At 43.9% G+C, this 21842-nt stretch carries 19 protein-coding genes, 1 riboswitch and 1 other annotated feature; of the genes, 18 read left to right on the plus strand and 1 reads right to left on the minus strand.

The annotated features are described in order from the left end of the window. The first annotated feature begins 16 nt into the window (after nt 1–16). Nucleotides 17–3535: an FAD-dependent oxidoreductase gene (locus AC1ECB_RS04140; protein WP_485667586.1), complete on the plus strand. Its 3519-nt coding sequence runs from the start codon at nt 17–19 to the stop codon at nt 3533–3535. Between the two features lie 462 nt (nt 3536–3997). On the opposite strand, the gene AC1ECB_RS04145 is transcribed toward AC1ECB_RS04140, so the two are convergent. Beyond that, the gene (locus AC1ECB_RS04145; protein ID WP_485667587.1) at nt 3998–4402 is read right to left on the minus strand and encodes a hypothetical protein; all 405 of its coding nucleotides are present in this window, start codon (nt 4400–4402) and stop codon (nt 3998–4000) included. A gap of 107 nt (nt 4403–4509) precedes the next feature. Beyond that, nucleotides 4510–4713: a binding site (T-box leader), on the plus strand. A gap of 118 nt (nt 4714–4831) precedes the next feature. Between AC1ECB_RS04145 and leuS the strand changes: the two genes are divergently transcribed. From leuS to AC1ECB_RS04230, 17 genes are all read left to right on the plus strand, one after another. Next, nucleotides 4832–7312 (plus strand): leucine--tRNA ligase, encoded by a 2481-nt coding sequence (gene leuS / locus AC1ECB_RS04150; protein ID WP_485667588.1) that lies wholly within the window; start codon nt 4832–4834, stop codon nt 7310–7312. A gap of 36 nt (nt 7313–7348) precedes the next feature. Beyond that, nucleotides 7349–7666 carry a thioredoxin gene (gene trxA / locus AC1ECB_RS04155; protein ID WP_485667589.1) on the plus strand — a complete coding sequence of 106 codons (318 nt, stop codon included), beginning with the start codon at nt 7349–7351 and terminating at the stop codon, nt 7664–7666. 111 nt (nt 7667–7777) lie between these two features. After that, a complete protein-coding gene (locus AC1ECB_RS04160; RefSeq protein ID WP_485667590.1) occupies nt 7778–9343 on the plus strand; it encodes a bifunctional metallophosphatase/5'-nucleotidase in 1566 nt (521 codons plus the stop codon). A 100-nt stretch (nt 9344–9443) separates the two neighbouring features. Next, nucleotides 9444–10436, plus strand: coding sequence for a putative heme d1 biosynthesis radical SAM protein NirJ2 (nirJ2, locus tag AC1ECB_RS04165; protein ID WP_485667591.1), 993 nt, complete (start codon nt 9444–9446; stop codon nt 10434–10436). 103 nt (nt 10437–10539) lie between these two features. Next, nucleotides 10540–11670: a hydrogenase small subunit gene (locus AC1ECB_RS04170; protein ID WP_485667592.1), complete on the plus strand. Its 1131-nt coding sequence runs from the start codon at nt 10540–10542 to the stop codon at nt 11668–11670. 22 nt (nt 11671–11692) lie between these two features. After that, a complete protein-coding gene (locus AC1ECB_RS04175) occupies nt 11693–13585 on the plus strand; it encodes a nickel-dependent hydrogenase large subunit (RefSeq protein ID WP_485667593.1) in 1893 nt (630 codons plus the stop codon). 19 nt (nt 13586–13604) lie between these two features. Further along, nucleotides 13605–14327, plus strand: coding sequence for a Ni/Fe-hydrogenase, b-type cytochrome subunit (gene cybH, locus AC1ECB_RS04180; RefSeq protein WP_021167303.1), 723 nt, complete (start codon nt 13605–13607; stop codon nt 14325–14327). 11 nt (nt 14328–14338) lie between these two features. Next, nucleotides 14339–14821, plus strand: coding sequence for a HyaD/HybD family hydrogenase maturation endopeptidase (locus AC1ECB_RS04185; protein WP_485667594.1), 483 nt, complete (start codon nt 14339–14341; stop codon nt 14819–14821). Between the two features lie 27 nt (nt 14822–14848). After that, complete coding sequence (locus tag AC1ECB_RS04190; RefSeq protein WP_485667595.1) at nt 14849–15163, plus strand: hypothetical protein; 315 nt, start codon at nt 14849–14851, stop codon at nt 15161–15163. Between the two features lie 90 nt (nt 15164–15253). Beyond that, nucleotides 15254–15613, plus strand: coding sequence for a chorismate mutase (gene aroH / locus AC1ECB_RS04195; RefSeq protein ID WP_485667596.1), 360 nt, complete (start codon nt 15254–15256; stop codon nt 15611–15613). Nucleotides 15614–15758: 145 nt separating this feature from the next. Next, entirely contained in the window at nt 15759–16742 is a 984-nt protein-coding gene (locus tag AC1ECB_RS04200) for a glycosyltransferase family 2 protein (protein WP_485667597.1), read from the plus strand. Nucleotides 16743–16815: 73 nt separating this feature from the next. Then, nucleotides 16816–16953: riboswitch (cyclic di-AMP (ydaO/yuaA leader) on the plus strand. Between the two features lie 4 nt (nt 16954–16957). Beyond that, the gene (locus AC1ECB_RS04205; RefSeq protein ID WP_485667598.1) at nt 16958–17626 is read left to right on the plus strand and encodes a C40 family peptidase; all 669 of its coding nucleotides are present in this window, start codon (nt 16958–16960) and stop codon (nt 17624–17626) included. Nucleotides 17627–17746: 120 nt separating this feature from the next. Then, entirely contained in the window at nt 17747–19477 is a 1731-nt protein-coding gene (locus AC1ECB_RS04210) for an ABC transporter ATP-binding protein (RefSeq protein ID WP_485667599.1), read from the plus strand. A 29-nt stretch (nt 19478–19506) separates the two neighbouring features. Beyond that, nucleotides 19507–20076, plus strand: a complete 570-nt coding sequence (locus AC1ECB_RS04215; protein WP_485667600.1) for an HDIG domain-containing metalloprotein — start codon at nt 19507–19509, stop codon at nt 20074–20076. 68 nt (nt 20077–20144) lie between these two features. Beyond that, on the plus strand, nt 20145–20738 hold the full coding sequence (gene yyaC, locus AC1ECB_RS04220; protein ID WP_485667601.1) for a spore protease YyaC: 594 nt from the start codon (nt 20145–20147) through the stop codon (nt 20736–20738). 310 nt (nt 20739–21048) lie between these two features. Next, nucleotides 21049–21423 (plus strand): sigma-70 family RNA polymerase sigma factor, encoded by a 375-nt coding sequence (locus tag AC1ECB_RS04225; RefSeq protein WP_485667602.1) that lies wholly within the window; start codon nt 21049–21051, stop codon nt 21421–21423. Further along, nucleotides 21420–21770, plus strand: coding sequence for a helix-turn-helix domain-containing protein (locus AC1ECB_RS04230; RefSeq protein WP_485667603.1), 351 nt, complete (start codon nt 21420–21422; stop codon nt 21768–21770). The genes AC1ECB_RS04225 and AC1ECB_RS04230 overlap by 4 nt, the downstream gene beginning before the upstream one ends. Nucleotides 21771–21842 lie beyond the last annotated feature (72 nt).

Raw genomic sequence — 21842 nt, forward strand, 5'->3', positions numbered from 1 at the left:
AAGGGAGTGGTGAATAATGAGCAAAATTAGTATAAATATAAATGGCCGTGAGATAGTTGTGTCGGCAGGACAAACAATTCTACAGGCCGCTGCTGAACATGGAATAGAAATACCGCATTTATGTCATGATGAAAGAATCCAGCCATATGGCGCATGTGGACTTTGTGTGGTAGAAGTGGAAGGAAGCCCTAAACTCGTCCGTTCTTGTGCAACTTCTGTGCAAAACGGTCAGGTTATTAGAACAGATACCAGCAGAACAGTTGTAGCTCGGAAAACTGCCTTGCAATTATTAGCCTCAGACCATCGTGGTGACTGCAGACCGCCATGTATGCTGGCATGTCCGGCGCAAACCGATTGCCAGGGTTATGTTGGCCTTATTGCTAATGGACAGTATGAAGAAGCGTTAAAACTCATTAAAGATAAAATGCCGATTCCGGCCAGTATTGGGAAAATTTGTCCACATCCTTGTGAAACAGCATGCCGGCGCGAATTGGTGGAAGAACCAATTTCTATTGCTCAATTAAAGAGCTTTGTTGCTGAGGTCGACCTCAATGGAAACCAATATCAGCCGCCGATGAAGCCGGCGACTGGTAAAAAAGTCGCCGTTGTGGGTGCTGGTCCTGCTGGACTCACTGCTGCTTATTTTCTTGCGCGTGATGGCCATAAGGTCGTAATTTATGAAGCTATGCCTCATCCCGGTGGTATGCTGCGTTACGGTATTCCGCAATACCGGTTAGACAAAGCTTTGCTTGATGCTGAAGTGGCGCTAATGACGAAAATGGGCATAGAGATTATTTATAATACCAAGATTGGCGATGATGTCAGTCTGGATTATCTGCATGACAACTATGATGCTGTATTCCTGGGAATTGGCTCCTGGCAGAGTCAGGGACTGCGTTGCAAAGGTGAAGACATGGAAGGCGTTCTTGGCGGCATAGATTTTCTGCGGGAAGTCACCATGAATAACAATATTACCTTAGGCGGCAAAGTATTGGTAGTGGGCGGCGGTAACACCGCTATGGACGTGGCCCGTACTTCAAAGCGGCTGGGTGCTGAAGAAGTAACCATTATCTACCGCAGAACCATTGATGAAATGCCGGCTGAAAAAATCGAAATTCATGAAGCCCAGGAAGAAGGCGTTAAATTCCAGTTGCTGGTGGCGCCGGTCGAAGTATTGGGTGAAAATGGTCAGGCCAAAGCCTTAAAATGTGAAATTATGCGGTTAGGTGAACCGGATGCTTCCGGTCGGAGAAAACCTGAGCCTACCGGTGAAACTGTTGTATATGAAGCCGATAGAATCATTGCCGCAATCGGTCAAAAAACAGTGATCGGCAATATAAAAGATATAGCTACCGATAAATCCGGTAATATTATTGTCAACGGCGGTGCATTTACTACTAATAAGGACAAAGTATTTGCCGGCGGCGACGCTGTCACTGGTCCGAAGATCGCTATTGATGCTATTGCCCAAGGTAAAAACGCTGCCCAAGTAATTGACAGTTATCTTAACGGCTGCTTGGTACCACATGCCGATAGTCAGTATTTCACTCAAAAGGACATAACTGCAGCTGACTTGGCCGACAGAGCCAAGGCGCCTAGGGTTAGCCTGACAGTGGAAGACGCTGACGTAAGAAACCAGAGCTTCATGCAAGTCGCAAAAACCTTTACTGAAGAAGAAGCTCTGCGCGAAAGCAAGCGTTGTTTGGAATGCGGTTGCCGTGACTACTTTGAATGTCAGCTTATTAAATATATTCAGGATTATGGCGTTAATACGGAAAAAGACAGCCAGGTTGAATGCCACAAAACAACTGAATTTGATAATCATCCATTCATCGAGCGTAATCCGGACAAATGCGTATTATGCGGTTTGTGTGTCCGTGTTTGTGAAGAGGTTGTTGGTGCAACTGCCATTGGCCTGGTAGGCCGCGGTTTTGATTCAGTTATTATGCCGGAATTTAAACTGCCGCTGAGTGAGACAGCTTGTATATCTTGTGGCCAGTGTGTCGATGTCTGCCCGACTGGTGCCTGTATGGAAAAACAAGTCAGCTATAAGCAAATACCGGCCAATATGGATAGCATGGCCTCGGTTTGCGGCTACTGCGGCGTAGGCTGCAATGTTAATATCGAGTATAAAGGTGACGTTGTATTCCGTGTTACTCCAGACAGAGTTAATGACGATGGCTGGTTGTGTCAGCGCGGTAAATTCGGTCTTGGTTATGCTAATGATAAAGCCCGACTGACAGCACCGGTTATCAAACGTAACGGACAGTATGTCAAAGTAGACTGGAACGAAGCCAATTTGGAAGTGGTTAAACGTCTGCAGGCCGTTGTCGCTGCTTATGGTAAAGACAGTGTTGGTGTAGTCGTATCTCCGCGGCTAACCAATGAAGAATTGTTCTTGGCTGGAAAGCTTGCTGATGCCGTAAATACAACCATTAAGACTTCATACAGTGTCGATGGTGGCAGTGGTCTGGGTTCTGTACTAGGATATGATGCCTCCACAAATAGTTATGCCGAACTTGATAATAGCGACTTTGTGTTAACTTTAGGCAATGTTAAAGAAAACCATCCAGTACTGGATTTCAAAATCAGACTGTCAGGTGTTTGTAGCGTAGCTTGGCCTCAATCACTGGCAAATACTGCAGATATGAAGGTATTCCTTAAGGCGCTGCTGAACTTGGGTGTGGATGAGAACAAAGTAGCTGAAAAAACCGAAGGTTTTGCCGAATTAAAAGCATCGCTGGCTGATGTTAAGGTCAGTGAAGAAATACAGGCTTTGGCCCAAAAATATGCGAAAGCAGCAAAACCACTCATTGTAATTGATGAGGACACTGTCAGTGCAGAAGCGGTAAAACTAATGGCTTATGCGGCAGTGTTAACTGGTAAAATTGGTGCTGCATATCGTGGAATTATACTTGTAAGAACCAAAAACAATACTCAGGGTGCAGTTGACATGGGCTTTGTGATGCCAGTCAGCGCTGTAGCTCAGGGTATTGAAAGCGGTAAAATTAAGGCATTGGTGGTTATTGGCGAGGATCCGGCCGCATATCCGCAAGAATTTGCCTTATTGCAAAAACTGTCCTTCCTGGTTGTTTATGACATGTTCATGACCAAGACAGCAACTGCCGCTGATATGGTAGTTCCACTGGTAAGCAGTGCTGAAGTAAATGGCACTTATACCCGGAGCGACCGTCGCATCCAGGCAGTGCGTGCGGCAATTCAACCTAAAACGGGTAAAGCTACGCTGCAAATATTAGTCGAAACCCTAAATAGCTTAGGTATTAAATATGATACTATTGCTGATGTCAGAGCAGCAATTGCCAGTGAAGTTTCTAATTATGCCGGCATGGACGCAGCCGACTTTGGGACAATGGTTTACTGGCCGAACAATACAAATGTTTTGTACACTGATAGTTTCGCAACTGAGGGGCAAAAGGCAATTCTTGCCGCAGTTGGTGATGTTCCAGTATTCGTAGAAAAGAAAAAGTATGATTCTGTGGAAATGTATTTTGCAAATGGTAAGCAGAGTTTGTAGTACTGCTAATTCAAACAGAAATGGGTCAGGGTTCGCCCTGGCCCATTTCATTATGTAGATAGTAAAGCAATGTCATCGAGCTAACATGTAATAATATGGATTTTAGAGTTATGCTTTTATGTGTACAGCAAGACGAGTTCTAAGAATTTTAGTCAAAAGGGGAAAATCGGATTTGTAGGTTTATTTACTTTTATCCTGAATTTTGTGAGAAAGTCAATTCAGATAGAAATTGATTTGTTTATGGAAATGCTCGGGGAAATGGATTCTATCAGCAAACAAGCATTCTCAGAAGCACGGCAAAAGATATTTCACGAGGCATTTAAAGAGCTCTTTGAAGATACGGTAAAAATTGCGTCTAATGTGAAAGAGAGGTGTCCCCTTGTCCTGATAAACAAATACCACCCAGATTCCGCGTTACGGGTTCTGGGTGGTATTTGTTTTATTGGCTGACCTCGCATTCATTTAATTAGTAGAACTGGCTGATTTAATCCACTCCTCTAACTTGGCCAATACTTCTGTTCGGGCATCTTCTACTTCTGTACCACGCCATTCTTGCCCTGTCTGACTGTCGAACCATGAATCCTTTTGTGAAAAAGTTCCGCTGGGGTACATTTTTTCCTGAGCAGCATCCAAGATACCATCAAGCATGCTTTGTTTGATGGATTTTCTGATCATACGGCAACCGGCCTTCTCTGTAGTAGCAACCTCTATGCCATCCGGGCCGGCGCTAAGGCCGACATGAGAAAGCAATTTACCTTGCTGGCCAGCGGTGGAAATAGCCTGCTTGGCATAAGCGGCGGCCTGCTCCCGCTTAATACTGTCATCATCTACAGTTACTCTTACATTGCCGATAATAAGCTTATACATGACGCACCTCCTTATGAACTATTGTATGACTATTTATTTGAGATAGAACAGTTTTTAAGACGCAGGCTAAGTTGACTTTTACAATATGTTGCTATATAATGGAACATACAAATCTGAAGAGGCAGAATAGTATGCTTATAGCACAGTTCAGAAAGTTGGCGGATGTTGCGAGCCAATCTGGGTGATAGCTGAACTCGCTGCGGAGGAGTGGCTGTGAAGGATTAGCAGTCGCCGTAAGCCTGCGTTATAGGCAAAGAGTGGATGACATTTGTCATCAAACAGGGTGGTACCGCGAGAATCTCGTCCCTGGCGTTAGCCACGGGACTTTTTTATACCCTACGGGTATAAACGCAATATTGGCTTTCGTGCTCGTCAATGGTTTGGCGTAAGCCGTGTTTCCTTTACTATTTGTCCGAGGGGGATTACTCGATGAATGAAAAATACACGCCGAATGAGATTGAGACTAAATGGCAAAAACTCTGGGGCGAAAACGATGCTTTCAGCACAACTATTAACCGCCAGCGACCAGAATATTATGTCCTGGAAATGTTTCCTTATCCGTCGGGAAATTTACACATGGGCCATGTACGTAATTATTCTATCGGCGATGTTATTGCCAGATTTAAAGTAATGCAAGGTTATAATGTGCTGCATCCCATGGGCTGGGATGCTTTTGGCATGCCTGCCGAAAACGCTGCCATCAAGAATGGCATTCATCCTTCGTCCTGGACATGGGATAATATTGCTAATATGCGTCGGCAACAGCAAGAACTGGGCTTATCTTATGAATGGGACCGTGAGGTTGCTACCTGTCATCCTAAGTATTATCACTGGACGCAATGGCTGTTTTTACTATTTTTTGAACGCGGTTTGGCGTACAAAAAGAAAGCTGCTGTAAACTGGTGTAATGACTGTAATACCGTACTGGCTAACGAGCAGGTAGTTGATGGCCGCTGTTGGCGCTGTGACTCGGTTGTTGTAAAAAAAGACCTTGAACAATGGTTTCTAAAAATAACAGATTATGCGGATCGGCTTTTAGCTGATTTGAATGAGTTAAAAGGTTGGCCTGACCGGGTCAAAACCATGCAAGAAAACTGGATTGGCCGTAGTGAAGGTGCACAGTTCAGCTTTGCTGTACCTGAGATTGATGATAAGATTTCCGTATATACTACCCGGCACGACACTGTGTTTGGTGTTAGTTATATTGTTTTAGCACCAGAACATACACTGGTGGACAAGCTCATTGCAGGCAAACCAGAAGAGGCTGCGGTAAGAGAGTTTATAGCACGCGTTCGTAATCAAAGTGATATTGCCCGCACCTCCAATGAAACAGAAAAAGAAGGTATCTTTACCGGTGCTTATGCCATTCATCCGTTTACTGGCGAACAAGTGCCTATTTGGATTGCTAATTATGTATTGGTAGAATATGGTACAGGTGCAGTTATGGGTGTGCCGGCTCATGATCAACGTGACTGGGACTTTGCCGGTAAGTATGGATTACCTAAAAAAGTGGTAATTCGGCCTGTTGATAAAGAGCTTACGATTGATGATATGACCGAAGCTTATGATGGTCAGGGGACGATGGTTAATTCCGGGGAGTTTAGCGGTCTGGACAATGAAACAGGTAAGGTGAAGATTGCCCAGTGGTTTGAGAACCAAGGAATTGGCAAACGCCGTATTAATTACCGCTTGCGTGACTGGCTTATTTCTCGTCAACGTTATTGGGGGGCACCGATTCCTATTATTTATTGTCCGGATTGTGGCACAGTACCTGTGCCGAAAGAGCAGCTTCCGGTTCTTTTGCCTGAAAATATCGACTTTGCCAGCGGTTCAGTATCGCCACTGGCAAAAGCAGAGGATTTTATCAATTGCACATGTCCTAAGTGTGGCGGCAAAGCGCGGCGAGAAACCGACACTATGGATACCTTTATTTGTTCGTCCTGGTACTATTTCCGTTATACCAGTCCGCATAGTGCAGATGAGCCGTTCGATCCTGACAAAGCCAACTATTGGATGCCTGTTGACCAATATATCGGCGGTATTGAGCATGCTATTTTACATCTTTTGTATTCGAGATTCTTTACCAAGGTGTTAAAAGATGCTGGTTTGGTTAATGTCAATGAGCCATTTAAAAACCTGTTGACTCAGGGGATGGTCATCAAAGATGGATCGAAAATGTCCAAATCTAAAGGTAATGTAGTTTCACCTGAAGAAATTATTGGTAAATATGGTGCTGACACGGCCCGGTTATTTATCTTATTTGCTGCACCGCCAGAGCGTGATCTGGAATGGAGCGATCAGGGCGTAGAAGGTGCCTACCGTTTCTTAGGCCGGCTGTGGCGGATTATTGATCATTATGTGCCACTAATTAAAACAGAAGCAGCAAGCGATGAACCCAGCGAACTAACCAAACCCGAAAAGGAACTGCGCCGTATTCTGCATATAACGATCAAACGGGTTACTGAAGACATTGGACAACGTTTCAATTTCAATACAGCCATCAGTGCCATTATGGAATTAGTTAATGCTATGTATGCGCTTAAAGAGCAGAATATAATACCAAGTGCAGCTTTGGCCCGGGAAGTGGTAGCTGGTCTGCTGAAGATGCTGGCACCATTTGCACCGCATATTGCGGAAGAACTATGGCAAGAGACCATTGCTGAAGGTAGTGTTCATAAACAGACATGGCCGGTTTTTGATGCCTCTGCCCTGGAAGTGGAGGAAGTTGAGATCGTTCTTCAGATTAATGGTAAAGTTCGGGATAAGGTTATTGTTCCCGTGGGCCGAACTTCCCAGGAACTTGAAAAGATAGCTCTTAAGCAGCAAAAAGTTCAGGAACTTATTGCGGGAAAAACAGTAATCAAAGTAATATCAGTGCCGCAGAAGCTGGTTAATATTGTTGTCAAATAGGGATAATAAAGTTAATTAATATAAGGGGTGATAAGTATGCTTTCCATCACAAACGTAACAGAGTTCAATGAGGCAGTACTTAAGTCCGACAAACCTGCTCTGGTTGATTTTTGGGCACCCTGGTGTGGTCCCTGCAAGATGGTAGCACCGGAAGTGGAGGCGATAGCCAAAAACTTCGATGGCCGGGCAGTGGTAGCAAAGGTTAATGTTGATGAACAGCAGGACCTGGCTAGCCAGTACAATGTTATGAGTATTCCTACATTAATAGTTTTCAAGGCTGGCAGTGAAGTTGGCCGGATTACCGGTTATCGTCCACAAAAGGACATTACCGATATCTTAGAAAAGGCACTATAAAATATAAACTCCCGGTAAGTATCCGGGAGTTTTATTTTGCATAGTAACTTGTATTTATATGGAAGCTTTGTCATAATTAGAACTATAATAAAGAAAGGGGCGGGAAATAAGATGTTTGCTAGAAAGTTAACGGTATTTATTGCTATCATATGTATTAGTCTACTATGTTTTTTGCCATCAGTTTTGGCAGCAGGAGAACCAAGCGAAAACGTAGTTATCAATATTCTTACAGTAAATGATTTCCATGGTGCATTGTCCGAGAGCGGCAAGAATCCAGGTATGGCAAAACTTGCTGCTTTTTTGAAGGCGGAGGTGGCTAAGAATCCCACAGGAACTATTATTGTCAGTGCGGGTGATATGTTTCAGGGAACGCCTGAATCCAATATGCTCTATGGCAAACCGGTAGTTCAAGCAATGAATGAGATTGGATTTTCGGCGATGGCTATTGGCAACCATGAATTTGACTGGGGCACCCAGGTGTTAAGGGAACGGATCGCACAATCAAGTTTTCCCTACCTGGCAGCCAATATTATTGATAAAGCAACTGGTCAGGTTATGAGTTTTGTCAAACCGTATATAATAGTTGAGAAAAACGGGTTGAAAATTGCCATAATCGGTCTGGCAACCCCAGAAACAGCATATAAGACCAGCCCTAAGTACAGTAAAAACTATATTTTTGCTGATCCGGCCCAAACAGTAACCCAGCATATTCCTGAGTTAAAACAACAAGGAGTCGATATAATTATTGTATTGTCGCATTTGGGCAGTGAAGTTGATCCGTTAACCGGGCAAATTAAAGGAGAAGCAGCCGATTTGGCGCGTGCAGTCACTGCTATTGATGCCATTATCTCGGGCCATACTCATCAGAAAGTGTCCGGTGCGGTGAATTCAGTACCAATCGTTCAGGCGGCTTATAATGGACGGGCCGTAGGCAATCTTAGCTTAACCTTTTCTAAAATGGACAGGAAAGTAGTAGCTGCTGAGAGCAATGTCACTGAAGTAGCAGCTGCCAATTTAGTTGCTGACCCAGCGGTAAAAGCAATTGTGGATAAGGTACAGGAAGAGGTAGCGCCGATGAAAAACAAGGTGCTGGGCCATACTGTTTATGAGTTGAAGCATGAAAAATACTCTCATTCTGTTTTAGGGCAGTGGGTAACAGATAGCATGCGCCAGAAAGTTAAAGCAGATATTGCTTTTGAGAATGGCGGGGGTCTGAGGGCCAGTATCCCGGCTGGCGTTATCACGTTAGGCACGCTGTATCAAGTAGTACCATTTGATAATACGTTGGTTACGGTAGAGCTAAGCGGTAAACAGATTTTGGAGGTTCTTGAACATGGTATCGATAATCAACAAATCGGTATGGTGCAATTTTCCGGTCTTAAGGTGGACTATGATAAGTTATTACCTGCCGGTAAGAGAATAACCAAAGTAACCTTAACCGATGGCAGTAAACTCAGTCTTACTAAGATATATAAGGTTGCAACAAATGATTTTCTGGCGCAAGGCGGTGATGGCTTTACCACGTTTAGCCAGGGAAAACATCTGATTGACACCCAGCTTCCACTTCGGGATTGCTTGATAGAGGCTGTAACGAAGACGAAAGTCATTAATGCTACTGTTGATAAGCGTTTTATCGAAATTATGCCAGTAAACACTGTAAATCGATCTGCTGCTTAATGCCAGGAAAGTTTCAAAGGTCAGCAGGGAAGATGTTGAAAAGTGTCGAATTTATTGCTTGGCATAATACGTAAGATTACTGATTACAAGGAGTAATGGAATGATAATCTCATGGAATACTACCCAGCAGTGCAATATTAACTGTGTACATTGTTATCGCGATGCCGGTGCCAAACGTACTGATGAGTTAAGTACCGTCGAAGGCAAAAAATTGCTTAGTGAGATCGCTAAAGCCGGTTTCAAGATTATGATATTAAGCGGCGGTGAGCCGATGCTTCGTTCTGATATCTATGAACTCATCACTTATGCTGTTTCCGTCGGCCTGCGTCCTGTTCTTGGTACGAATGGCATTTTATTTACTGGCGATGTACCTGCCAAACTTAAAGCGGCCGGCTTGATGTGCGCCGGTATTAGTGTGGATAGTTGTGATGCTGAGCGCCATGATACCTTTAGAGGCGTGAAAGGCGCATGGCAGCAAACTATGGCTGGCATCAAAGCATGCCGGGAAGCTGGCTTGCCGTTTCAAATTCATACTACAGTCACTACTTGGAATGAACAGGAAGTGACTGATATTACTGATTTGGCAGTTGAACTGGGCGCTGTAGCCCACCATGTTTTTTTTCTGGTGCCTGCCGGACGGGGAAAAGACATTGAAGAAACGACACTTAAGACCAATCAGTATGAAGCCGTATTGAACCGTATTCTGGATAAACAGGCTACTACTGCTATTGAGATAAAACCTACCTGTGCTCCCCAGTTCATGCGGATTGCCAAAGAAAGAGGCGTACCGATGAGGTATACCCGCGGCTGTCTGGCAGGAACAGCCTATTGCGTAATATTACCTAATGGGGATGTTCAGCCTTGCCCATATCTGCCACTGAAAGTCGGAAATGTACGTGAGACAGCCTTTGACACTATTTGGCAAACCAGTCAGGTATTTAACGAGCTTCGCAACGGGCCGCTTAAAGGCGGCTGTGGTTCCTGTGGGTTTGGTAACTTATGCGGCGGCTGCCGTGCCAGAGCCTACTTCTATTCAGATGGGGATTACCTTGCGGAAGAACCCTGGTGTAGTCGGGGAATTAGAGAAAAGTAATAAAACTGTAATTATTCTGATAAATTAAGAGGAAACTGAGGAAAAAAGTAGAATAGCAGAATAAGGATTAGTAAGTAGTATTATTTTTTAAAGGGGGGCGACTATGGAAAAGCGGGATACTCTTTGGAAATTATTTCAGAAGAAGAATATCAGCAGGCGTGACTTTCTTAAAACATGTGTGGCCTTGACTAGCATGATGGGTTTATCCACTGAACTACTACCGCAAGTCATAGAGGCTGCTGAGAAAAAACCATTACCGCCGGTGATTTGGCTTCATGGGCATGAATGTACAGGTTGTGATGAAACTTTTATCCGGTCCCAGTCACCGTTGGCCTCAGACCTGGTACTTAATATGATTGCTCTTGAATATATGGACGTACTGGCAGCTACTGCCGGTGAGCAGTTAGAGCAGCATTTAGAAGAAACTATGCAAAAATATTCCGGTCAGTATCTACTGATATTTGAAGGGGCTGTTCCGGAAGCAGAAAGTGGTATATATTGCATGGTGGGCGGTAAGCCCATTATTGAGACACTGAAACATGTAGCTAAAGGTGCTGCCGCTATTATTGAAAATGGCTCCTGTGCTGCCTGGGGTGGTATTCAGGCCGCTAGGCCCAATCCCACTAAATCGGTGTCTGTTAGTGAAGTGATTAGCGGCAAGCCCATTATTAAAGTGCCTGGCTGTCCACCAATTCCTGAAGTGCTGACAGGCACAATTATGCACTATGTTTTATTTGGTCAATTACCGCCTGTTGATAGTCAGGGACGGCCCAAACAATTTTTTGGCAACCGGATTCATGATACCTGTTACCGGCGTCCTTTCTTTGATTCCGGTATGTTTGTGGAGAAGTTTGATGATATGGCAAGTAAAGCTGGTTGGTGTTTGTATAAGGTAGGCTGCCGGGGGCCAGAAGCCTATAATTCCTGTGGTAATATGCGGTGGTGGAACGGCATGAGCTATCCTATCCAATCAGGTGCCCCTTGTGTAGCTTGCGCTGCCAATAACTTCTGGGATAATGATCCTTTCTACGAACGGCTGCCCAATATTCCAATGCCTAATACTATTGTCAATGCCGACAAAGTCGGGGCTGTTTTGGCTGGCGTGACTACCGCCGGAGTAGTGACTCATGGCATAGCATCCTATGTCCAACACAAAATGCACGAATCTAAAGCTGAGAAAGAAGTAGAAAACACTGACGAACATAAGCCGGAGCGCGGCCAGGATAATGAATAGCGGATGAGGAGGAACGGCTTAGATGAAACATATCGTTGTTGACCCAATAAACCGTATTGAAGGTCATCTGCGGGTAGAAATCAAAGTAGATGAAGCTACCGGCAAAGTCGAGGATGCGCTATCCAGCGGTACTGCGTGGCGGGGGATTGAATTGGTCTTGAAGGGCCGCGATCCAAGGGATGCCTGGCTGTTTGCCCAACGGATTTGCGGCGTATGCACAACCGTACATGCTTTAGGTTGTTTGCGGGCGGTTGAAGATGCATTGGGCATAGAAATCCCCAAAAACGCCAACTATATTCGTAATATAATTGCTGCTTCCCAAATGATTCATGACCATATTGTCCATTTTTATCACCTGCATGCGTTAGACTGGGTAAGCCCGGTTGCGGCGCTCAAGGCCGATCCAGCGGCTGCGGCAGCTCTCCAAAATACCGTGCTGGAAAAATACAGTCTTAAGGTTGAAGGCCCTGTTAGTTTTGCTACCAATGCCTATCCTAAGGATTTCCCCAAAGCGACTACCGCTTATTTTAGAGAAATTCAAAATAAGATCAAGGCCATTGTCGAGAGTGGACAACTTGGCATTTTTGCGGGCCATTACTGGGATCATCCTGATTACAACGTATTGCCGCCAGAAGCACATCTTATGGCAGTGTCTCATTATTTAAACATGCTTGACCGTCAGCGGGAGTTAGTTTACTCGCATCTCGTTTTTGGCGGCAAAAACCCCCATCCCCACTATATTGTCGGAGGGATGCCTTGCTCTATCTCCCTGAATGATATGAATGCACCAGTCAATACTGAGCGCCTAGCACTTGTGGACACCTCAGTTAATCTGGGTATAGATCTGGTAAATAATTTTTATATTCCTGATTTACTGGTAATTGGCGATTTATTTGTTAAGGCAGGTTATGTAGATGGTGGCGGCTTGGCCGGGCAGAGGGTATTATCTTTTGGGGACTATCCGGAAGAAGGCTATAGTGGTGTTGCTAACGGCGAGTATTTTAAAAATTTATTAGTCAATTCGAGCGGTGTTGTCGAAAACTTTAATCAGGGTGTGGCAAAAGCTTCGTTCTATCCGCTGGAGGGCAAAGATTTAACTGATCCGAATGTATTGGCTGAAGGGGTTGAACATTCCTGGTACAATTATCCCGAAGCCGGTAAGGATCTTCATCCTTGGAGCGGTGTTACCAACCCACAATTTACCGGTCCTAAGGAAGGAACTAAGACCAACTGGAAATATCTTGATGAAACTGGCAAGTATTCCTGGATAAAGACTCCTAAATGGAATGGTAAAATGGCGGAGGTTGGTCCGCTGGCTAAGTATATTGTTATATATACTAAGGTTAAACAAGGTATTATTCAGCAGCCAACTTGGGCGGAAAAGCTTATGGTCGAGCAAGTTGATGCTGTGTCCAAGCTTCTTAATGTACCACCGGAAACCTGGATGCTTACGACGGTAGGACGGACAGCCGTCCGCGGACTGGATGCCCAACTGAGTGCCTATATAAATAAATATTTCTTTGATAAACTGGTAAATAATATTAAAGCCGGTGATACTACAGTGGCTAATTCGGCTAAATGGGACCCGGCAACCTGGCCCAAGGAAGCGAAAGGTGTGGGGCTACATGAAGCACCGCGCGGCGGTCTTAGTCATTGGGTAACAATTAAGAATGGAAAAATTGACAACTATCAGGCTATTGTTCCTTCTACCTGGAATGCTTGTCCCCGGGACGGCAAGGCCGGATATGGTGCGTATGAAGCCAGCATGATTGAAACCAAAGTAAAGATTGCTGAAAAACCACTTGAAATACTACGGGTGCTGCATTCATTTGATCCATGCTTAGCCTGCGCGACCCATCTGTTTGATAAAGAGGGTAAGGAAATTACTGTCGTTCGCACAGACCCGTATTTATAGAAAAAGGAGGATACCGGTCATGCGCCAAGGAGCTATGAAACCCTATTACTTGTTTAGCCCATGGACGCGAATTTTCCACTGGGTCATGGTAATATGTGTATTTATCCTGTTTGTTACCGGACTGTACATCGGTAACCCCTTTTTCCTGGGGACACAGGGGATGGAACCCACTTTTGCCGTTACTAATGGTATGGCAATGGAGATGATACGATATATCCATTTTCTCGCTGCGTATATCCTTGTTATCTCCTTTATCCCGCGTATTTATGGTTTTATTATTAATCCGGGCGACAGGCTGCTTCCTAAGCCCTGGACGAAACTGTATTGGACCGGGATGATAGATACTAAGCTGCACTATATGTTTTTGCGCAGCAAACACCGGCCCTATTTAAGAAATTCATTAGCCAGGTCAGGTTATTTGGCGGTGTACTTCATGTTTTTAATTGAAATCATAACCGGATTTGCCATGTATTACATGGTTGAACCTAACCGTTTTTTGGCAAAGATCTTTGGCCCTTTTAATAACTGGCTGGTCAATGAATATGTGGTACATATGATTCATCATTTTGTCGCCTGGTTTATCATCCTGTTTGTCATTGTCCATGTTTATATGGCCATCAGGGCAGATTTTACGGAAAAAGGCGGCGAGGTATCTGCTATGTTTTCGGGTCTTAAATATATGGAAGAAGAGCCTGACGATGCAGGAGATCTGATAGATACCAGGAAATGCAAGGCAAAGTAGGAGTTTTACCTATGGAAAAAATCGTTGTTCTCGGTGTTGGCAATATCTTAATGCAAGATGAGGGGTTTGGTGTCCGGGTGGTTGAAGAAATCACCCGGCGCTATACATTCCCGGAACATGTGCAAATTCTTGATGGCGGCACTCTCGGGATGGAGCTGCTACGCTTTATTGCCGGTGTCGATTACCTGCTGATTATTGATGCGGTAAACGGTGGCGGCATGCCTGGCGAGTTTTATCAATTTGCCAATGAAGAAGTTAAGGTCTATTTTAAACAAAAGGTATCTATGCACGAGTTAGGGGTTCAGGATGTGCTGACAGCACTTGAACTCTTAGGAGAGCCGGTAAAAGAGATAGTCGTTTTGGGCGTTCAGCCTGCCGTGATTGATATTGGTCTTGAACTGAGTCAGGTTGTGCAACCGGCTATTGATCAGGCTGTACTACGAACGATTACTGTTTTGAATTCCTGGGGTATAAACTGTCTTCCGCACACATAGTAATTTACAAATGCGGGAGGTGGGGCTTTGAACTACCGTGTTCTGTATGTTATTCTTACCCTGAGCGAAGAACCAGAGGTATTTCCCGCCGAGGATTACCGGTATAACCAGGAAAATAGCTGTCATGAGTTATTAATAATAGTTTTTGACCAGAAGCTTTGGGTAGATACCCGGGCAGTGAAGTTAAAAAAGGTATCAGGAGCCACTTTTTGCTGGCAGGAGTATGAGCAGGGACAATACATAGAACTTAATCAGTCAGATACTGTTTGCCCCGAATGCGGTTGGTGGCGGTGCCATGTCTGTGGTTCTTGCCGATGCAATAAACCGCTAAAACAGGATTAATTACAAAACAATGTACAAAGCTTGCAGGAAAAATGCTAATTTATGCGTATATTATATAAGGGATTTTACTTAATTCTTTCTTGAGGAGTGGTGATTATATTACGCGGTATTCGTGGTGCAACAACTGTTACAACTAATAATCGTGAAGAAATATTTGAATGTGTAGCCGAACTGCTTGCGGCAATCTCACGGGAAAACTTGCTGAATACCGAAGATATTGGGGCCGTAATCTTTAGCTCGACTCCTGACTTAAACGCTGCCTTTCCGGCAGCCGGGGCAAGAAAGTTTGGTTGGACGCAAGTACCACTATTCGGGACGCAAGAAATCGAGTGCCCTGATGCGCCGGCACTTTGTGTTCGCGTATTGATTTTGTGGAATACTGATTTGAGGCAGCAAGACATTAAGAATGTCTACCTACATGGCGCTGCCAGTTTACGTCAAGACAGTTAGCGATAACGATAGACTTATCGTTTTAGCATAAAACCTGCTTTGTAATTTGCAAAGCAGGTTTTATGCTTACTTTTTCTCGTGTGTATTTGCAATCATTCGCCAGCAGTGCAATAATATAGTGGTAACAAGGAGGCTTGCATAGTTGATGGATATAATCAATAAACTGATATCTATTGTTGTGCCCGTATATAACGAACAGGAAAATATTGATAATTTCTATAGTGAAGTTGTTAAACATATGGAACAACTGGCCTATTGTTTTGAAATTATTTTTGTCGATGATGGCTCAAGTGATGCCACGCCGCTTATTTTGGAGCGGTTAGCTACTGGTGATAAGCGGGTACGGGCGCTTATTATGGCGCGTAACTTTGGTCATCAGGTGGCCTTAACCTGTGGCCTGGACCATGCCCAGGGAGATGCGATAATTACTATGGATGGTGATATGCAACATCCGCCGGAAATGGTACCGTTGTTAATTAGTAAATGGGAGGAAGGCTTTCAGGTTGTCCAAACAGTCAGGAAAAATACCGAAGGAGTATCCTGGTTTAAAAATTTCACCTCAGGTATGTTTTATAAGTTGATGAATGCCTTATCGAATGTCCAGGTTGCCGAGGGTGGTTCTGATTTTAGATTATTAGACAAGCAGGTTGTAGACAGTTTTCGACGTTTTCGGGAACGCGCCAGATTTATTCGTGGTATGATTAGTGCAATTGGCTACCGTCAAACGAACATCGAATTTATTGCTCCCAAACGGTTTGCCGGTCAATCTAAGTTCTCTTTAAAAAAAATGCTGCATTTTGCCCTTGATGGGATTACTGCTTATTCTAAAACACCACTTCGTTTTGCATTTTACATCGGGATTCTGTTGGGATCTGTAAGCATTGGCCTAACCCTGCATGTTCTCTATATTAAAATTTTTACCGCCGAAGCAGTTCCTGGCTGGGCGACAATTACCGCCAGTATTTTGCTTTTAGGCGGCTTGCAATTGGCGGGAATTGGTATTATTGGAGAGTATGTTGGCCGGATATTTGAAGAAGTAAAGCAGCGTCCTCTTTACTGGTTGCGGGCTGAGCTCGGCACGCAAGTGGCAAAAGATAAACAGGCGACATTTGGCGAAAAAGGAACTTGACCTAATAAATGTAAAAAAAAACACGATTTTTGGGAAGGAATTTCTAAATCTAAGCCGAATAATAGTTTTAGAGCATTATAGAAAGCCGAATCCAGCTCTGGTACGGGGGAACCAATTAAGGGGGTGAAACTTGATAAGCGTCAGCTTTTCAAGTAGGGTGCCTGCAACCCTAACCCGTCAGCTAACCTCGGAGGCAAGTGAGAGGAGAAACCTATTTGCAAAAGTTTTTCAGGTTTATTGTCGCTTTATGCCTCTTTTTAGGGACAGCTGCTTTTGCTCACGCTGCGGGTACATATGAGGTTGGCGACCAGGGAGATGATGTTGCCGCTATTCAAGCTCAGCTTAATAATCTGGGGTTTAATGCCGGTGCAGCAGACGGCGATTTTGGAAACTTAACGCTTAATGCCGTTAAATCTTTCCAAAAAGAGCGTGGTCTTGAATCAGATGGTGTGATTGGAGCGCAAACCTATCGTGCTCTGATGGGACGCGATATTCCAGCCAGTCGTGATTCCTCTACTGCTTCGGTAAGGCGTATCATTCAGACTTCCATGCGTTACAGAGGTGTACCGTATGTATTTGGTGGGACAAGTCCTGATGGTTTTGACTGCTCTGGCTTCACTCGCTATGTTTTTGCTCAGAGCGGCGTCTATTTGCCACGAATGGCTGATGAACAATTTGAAGTTGGGCGGCATGTATCTTATGGTCGTCTTCAGCCTGGGGACTTGGTGTTTTTTAGCACTTACACTTCAGGAGCATCTCATGTCGGCATCTATATTGGTGATAGTAGATTTATCAGTGCTACGTCTAGTAGTGGTGTAAGAATTGACAGTCTAGATAGTGGTTACTGGGGTTCGTGCTACATCGGTGCTCGCCGGGTGATGTAAAGTAAGAAAGGAAGGCATGACAGCCTTCCTTTTTTATTGCCCCTGGGTACTTGTATTTAACGATAGGAACTGAGACAATATAAGTGTAAAGTCAAGCATTATTATAGTGGAGATATTATTATGTTTAGTTTTTATTGGCGAAAGTTCATAGTACCCTATTGGTTATTAGCTTTAACAGCGGTACTGTGTTTTATTGTTGCAAGTTTAGCGGGCTTGGCGGCGCCGCTGGTAGTTAAGCTGCTGATTGACGATGCGCTGACCAGTGGCAATATTGCGTTTTTGCATCTGATTACTGCGGGTATCATAATTCTATACTTCATTCGTGGATTATTTTCTTATTTTTATGGATGCAGTATGGCAAAAGCCGGCAATAAGATGCTGGCTAAACTGCGGCAGGATATGTTCAGTAAGTTGCAGTCACTAGATTATGCCTATTTCATGAAAACTCCGTCAGGTGAGCTTATTTCTCTATTTACCAATGATCTATTGTTTATTCAACAGGCCGTTACGGTAGGTATTCCTGATGCTATTGTTGAGTCACTCAATCTACTGGCTATCATGGCAATTATGATTTATTTTGATTGGGAGCTGGCGATCGTGACTTTTGCAACTTTGCCATTTATCATCATTGCCATCAGTTTTTTTAATAATAAAGTTGGCCGGTTAGGAGTGCTTGTTGAACATACGCTGGCGAAAGTCACAGCCATTATTCAACAATCGCTCATATCGATCATAGTCGTGCAAAGTTATGTCCGGGAAGGTTATGAATACAAAAAATTCAGTGAAAAGATTCAGCAAGCAGCAAACGAATTGCTAAAAGCTCAGCGATTAAGTGCAATTTTGGTGTCATTGGTAGAATTTCTTGCCGCTATCGGTTTAACTATTATTGTCTGGTATGGTGGTCGGGAGGTTATTCAGGGTGATCTGAGTATTGGCGGGATGTTTGCTTTTCTGGTGTATATTATCAATATACCTATGCCTGTACGCAAAATCAGTCAGGCTTTGACTTATCTGAAGCTTGGTGCAGTAGCCTGGGGGCGTATTAACAGCTTGCTTAACGAACATACTTCGTCGGTGGTTGATGGTTATTTACAAATTCCTACGGCGGAGGGATTAGTCGAGTTTAAGGATGTGTCATTTGCTTACCAGGCTGGCAAGCCGGTACTGGAAGATATTAATATTCATGCAAAGCCAGGAGAGGTTATTGCTATTGTTGGCCCCAGCGGGGCAGGTAAATCGTCATTTGCTAATTTACTCTTACGTTTTTACGATCCAGACAAAGGGGCTGTTTATTTAGACGGAATAAATATTAAAAAACTTAAAATTGGTGATCTGCGGCGGCAGATTGGCTTTATTCAGCAGGAACCGGTTCTATTTAACACCACTATTCTGGAAAACCTCCGTTATGGCAGGCCGAATGCAACTATAAGCCAGATTGAGCAAGCAGTTAGATTATCCAATGCTTACGATTTTATTATGGCCTTGCCATTAGGCTATGATACGATAGTAGGAGAATTGGGCGGAAATCTGTCTGGTGGTCAGCGACAGCGGATTGCTATTGCCAGAGCGATTATTATGGAACCTGCCATATTGCTTTTTGATGAACCGACTGCAGCCCTTGATGCTCATACCGAAAAACAGGTTATGTCAGCCATTCGGCAAGCCAGCACGGGACGGACAGTCTTTATTATTACCCACCGTATGTCGACAATTATGGCTTCAGACAGGGTAGTGTATTTGACGGGTGGCAGGGTTGCGGAAACGGGTACTCATCAGGAGCTTATTGACAAGGGGGGCTTATATGCCCGGGCAGTTCGGCTTGATGAACTTGAACTGCGTATAAACCCGTAAATTATATGATATAAACCAGGAGGCTTACGATGGACTATAGTAGATCAGGTGCTTGGAAACTATTACGTAACCATGTTCAAAGCGAAGTACTTTTAAAACATTGCCTGGCAGTTGAGATTGCCATGCGCGCCTATGCCGCAAAATTTGGACAAGATGTTGAATATTGGGGGGCCGTAGGCTTGCTTCATGATGTTGATTTTGAGAAATATCCTGAAGATCATCCAAACCATGGTCGAGAAATTCTTATTGCCGCTGGCTATGACAGTCAGTTTGCTACCGATGTGGAGGCTCATGCTCGTGATTGGCAGCCAGAGCGCACACTGTTGCAAAAAACATTATTAGCAGTGGATGAACTGACTGGGTTTATTATTGCCTGCGCTCTGGTGCGTCCTGATAAGAGTTTGGACAATTTAGAAGTAAAATCAGTTATGAAAAAATTCAAAGATAAAGCCTTTGCTCGTGCTGTCAATCGTGAAACACTGACAACAAGTGCTGAAGCTATGAATATTGACTTTAAAGAACATGTTGCTTTTGTTATCAAGGCACTGGCCCAGGCTGTGAAAATGCCTGAATACCAGGAATTGCCGTTGATCGAATAATGAATACCAAACATAAACCCGATAAAAGGTGCATATAGATTAACGAGATAGCTAAGAGGAGAGAGAGCATGGCAAAAAATGCCCTTAATAGGCTTACTGTTAATCTACATGACATCGATATCCGGAACAAATTATATGAACATTTGATACTACTCTTAAAACGTCAGGAAGGGATCGGTTTGCGACCACTTGTGGCGCTCTGTATTGGCTCTGATCGTTATACAGGCGATGCTTTAGGGCCGTTAGTTGGTACCCACCTTGAGGGAAAAAACGAATGTAATGTGTATGGTACACTAGAACAGCCTGTTCATGCAGGTAACTTTGTGGAGACGTTAAATCGGATAACTCACCATCATCATCATCCACTCATTATTGCCATTGACGCTTGCCTTGGCAAAAGTCATCAAGTCGGTAATATTGAAATCTGGCAGGGGGGGTTGGCCGCAGGGATTGCAGTAGGCAACAGACTGCCTACTATCGGTGATATCTCAGTTATCGGTGTTGTCAATGCCCAAAGTCAGATTGGCTATCTGGATCTGCAAAGCACGTCTTTAGCTAAAGTAATGAAACTCAGTAAAGTCATCGGTGAAGCCATTAGTGAGGCCATTCATACGGTAGTTGCTAAGAACATACCCACGTGTACGCAATCAGTTGCTAAATAAGGTGAAGAAAAAAGAACGAGATTGCCTAAAAAGCAATCTCGTTCTTTAGTTGTGTTAATCTTCCGGAAACAATCTGTCCCATAGTATGTATAGTGCTACCAATGTGCTGGCAAAGAATATGCCAATATCGGCAATATAACGCTCCATGCAAGCCATACCCCCTTGAATAGCAACCATTTCTTATTTGGATTATAGGCTACTTACGGCCTTTGTGCAAGGTATGAGTAATAAATATTTTTTGTTGCCAGGCACATTCACCTTGTCCGTCCCATAAGCTTTATCGACAGACTTTTCGGGGGTGAATGACTGAATGGCTATTACGTTTTTAACGGTATTAGCAACATCAATAATCAAAGGCATCACCCTGCTTGCTTCCTACATAGCCAATAATACATTTCCTTTACCGTTGTCAGAGAAAGATGAACGTGTCTATTTGCAACGGCTAAAAGGCGGGGATGAAGGCGCTCGTAGTGTATTAATTGAACGTAACCTGAGACTCGTAGCCCATATTGTTAAAAAATTTGATAATACAGGTGAAGACGTTGATGATCTAATCTCCATCGGCACCATTGGCCTTATTAAGGCGATTAACACCTTCGATCCAGCCAAAAAAATTAGACTGGCCACTTATGCTGCCCGCTGCATTGAGAATGCTATACTCACACAGTGGCTGAAAATGATTTGAATTATACTAACCAGATTCGCTATCATGAAAAATGGCACCCGTTTATACGTCTTGGTAACCATATGTATATAATGAGCTGGCATTGTATCGGAGGCGTTAAGTATGCGCCCTTATATATTCACAACTTCCAGTTACTGCAGCCACGCAAATTGCTTGAAGCGGAACGGTTTAATATTAAATATACCAGTCCTTCTGAAATTGCCACAGTATCAGACAAGCTGCGTTATTACAGACATAAAAAAGGGTTGCGGCAAAAGGCTGTGGCTGAAAAAACTGGAATTCACATTGCTGCTTATTGCGGCTATGAACAGGAAGACAGAAAATCCCTTATCCTTTTGACAAGCTAAGTAAAATTGCCGAGCTTTTTGGCGTTGAGATCACAGACCTACTTGATGATTATAATCTTTTTTTATACAATG

The organism is Sporomusa sp. 246TCP1 (genome assembly GCF_057319775.1).

Bases quoted from the DNA above. Each gene is read 5' to 3' on its own strand.
- AC1ECB_RS04140 (WP_485667586.1), top strand. From the start codon at position 17: ATGAGCAAAATTAGTATAAATATAAATGGCCGTGAGATAGTTGTGTCG.
- AC1ECB_RS04145 (WP_485667587.1), bottom strand. From the start codon at position 4,402: ATGTATAAGCTTATTATCGGCAATGTAAGAGTAACTGTAGATGATGAC.
- leuS (WP_485667588.1), top strand. From the start codon at position 4,832: ATGAATGAAAAATACACGCCGAATGAGATTGAGACTAAATGGCAAAAA.
- trxA (WP_485667589.1), top strand. From the start codon at position 7,349: ATGCTTTCCATCACAAACGTAACAGAGTTCAATGAGGCAGTACTTAAG.
- AC1ECB_RS04160 (WP_485667590.1), top strand. From the start codon at position 7,778: ATGTTTGCTAGAAAGTTAACGGTATTTATTGCTATCATATGTATTAGT.
- nirJ2 (WP_485667591.1), top strand. From the start codon at position 9,444: ATGATAATCTCATGGAATACTACCCAGCAGTGCAATATTAACTGTGTA.
- AC1ECB_RS04170 (WP_485667592.1), top strand. From the start codon at position 10,540: ATGGAAAAGCGGGATACTCTTTGGAAATTATTTCAGAAGAAGAATATC.
- AC1ECB_RS04175 (WP_485667593.1), top strand. From the start codon at position 11,693: ATGAAACATATCGTTGTTGACCCAATAAACCGTATTGAAGGTCATCTG.
- cybH (WP_021167303.1), top strand. From the start codon at position 13,605: ATGCGCCAAGGAGCTATGAAACCCTATTACTTGTTTAGCCCATGGACG.
- AC1ECB_RS04185 (WP_485667594.1), top strand. From the start codon at position 14,339: ATGGAAAAAATCGTTGTTCTCGGTGTTGGCAATATCTTAATGCAAGAT.
- AC1ECB_RS04200 (WP_485667597.1), top strand. From the start codon at position 15,759: ATGGATATAATCAATAAACTGATATCTATTGTTGTGCCCGTATATAAC.
- AC1ECB_RS04210 (WP_485667599.1), top strand. From the start codon at position 17,747: ATGTTTAGTTTTTATTGGCGAAAGTTCATAGTACCCTATTGGTTATTA.
- AC1ECB_RS04215 (WP_485667600.1), top strand. From the start codon at position 19,507: ATGGACTATAGTAGATCAGGTGCTTGGAAACTATTACGTAACCATGTT.
- yyaC (WP_485667601.1), top strand. From the start codon at position 20,145: ATGGCAAAAAATGCCCTTAATAGGCTTACTGTTAATCTACATGACATC.
- AC1ECB_RS04225 (WP_485667602.1), top strand. From the start codon at position 21,049: ATGGCTATTACGTTTTTAACGGTATTAGCAACATCAATAATCAAAGGC.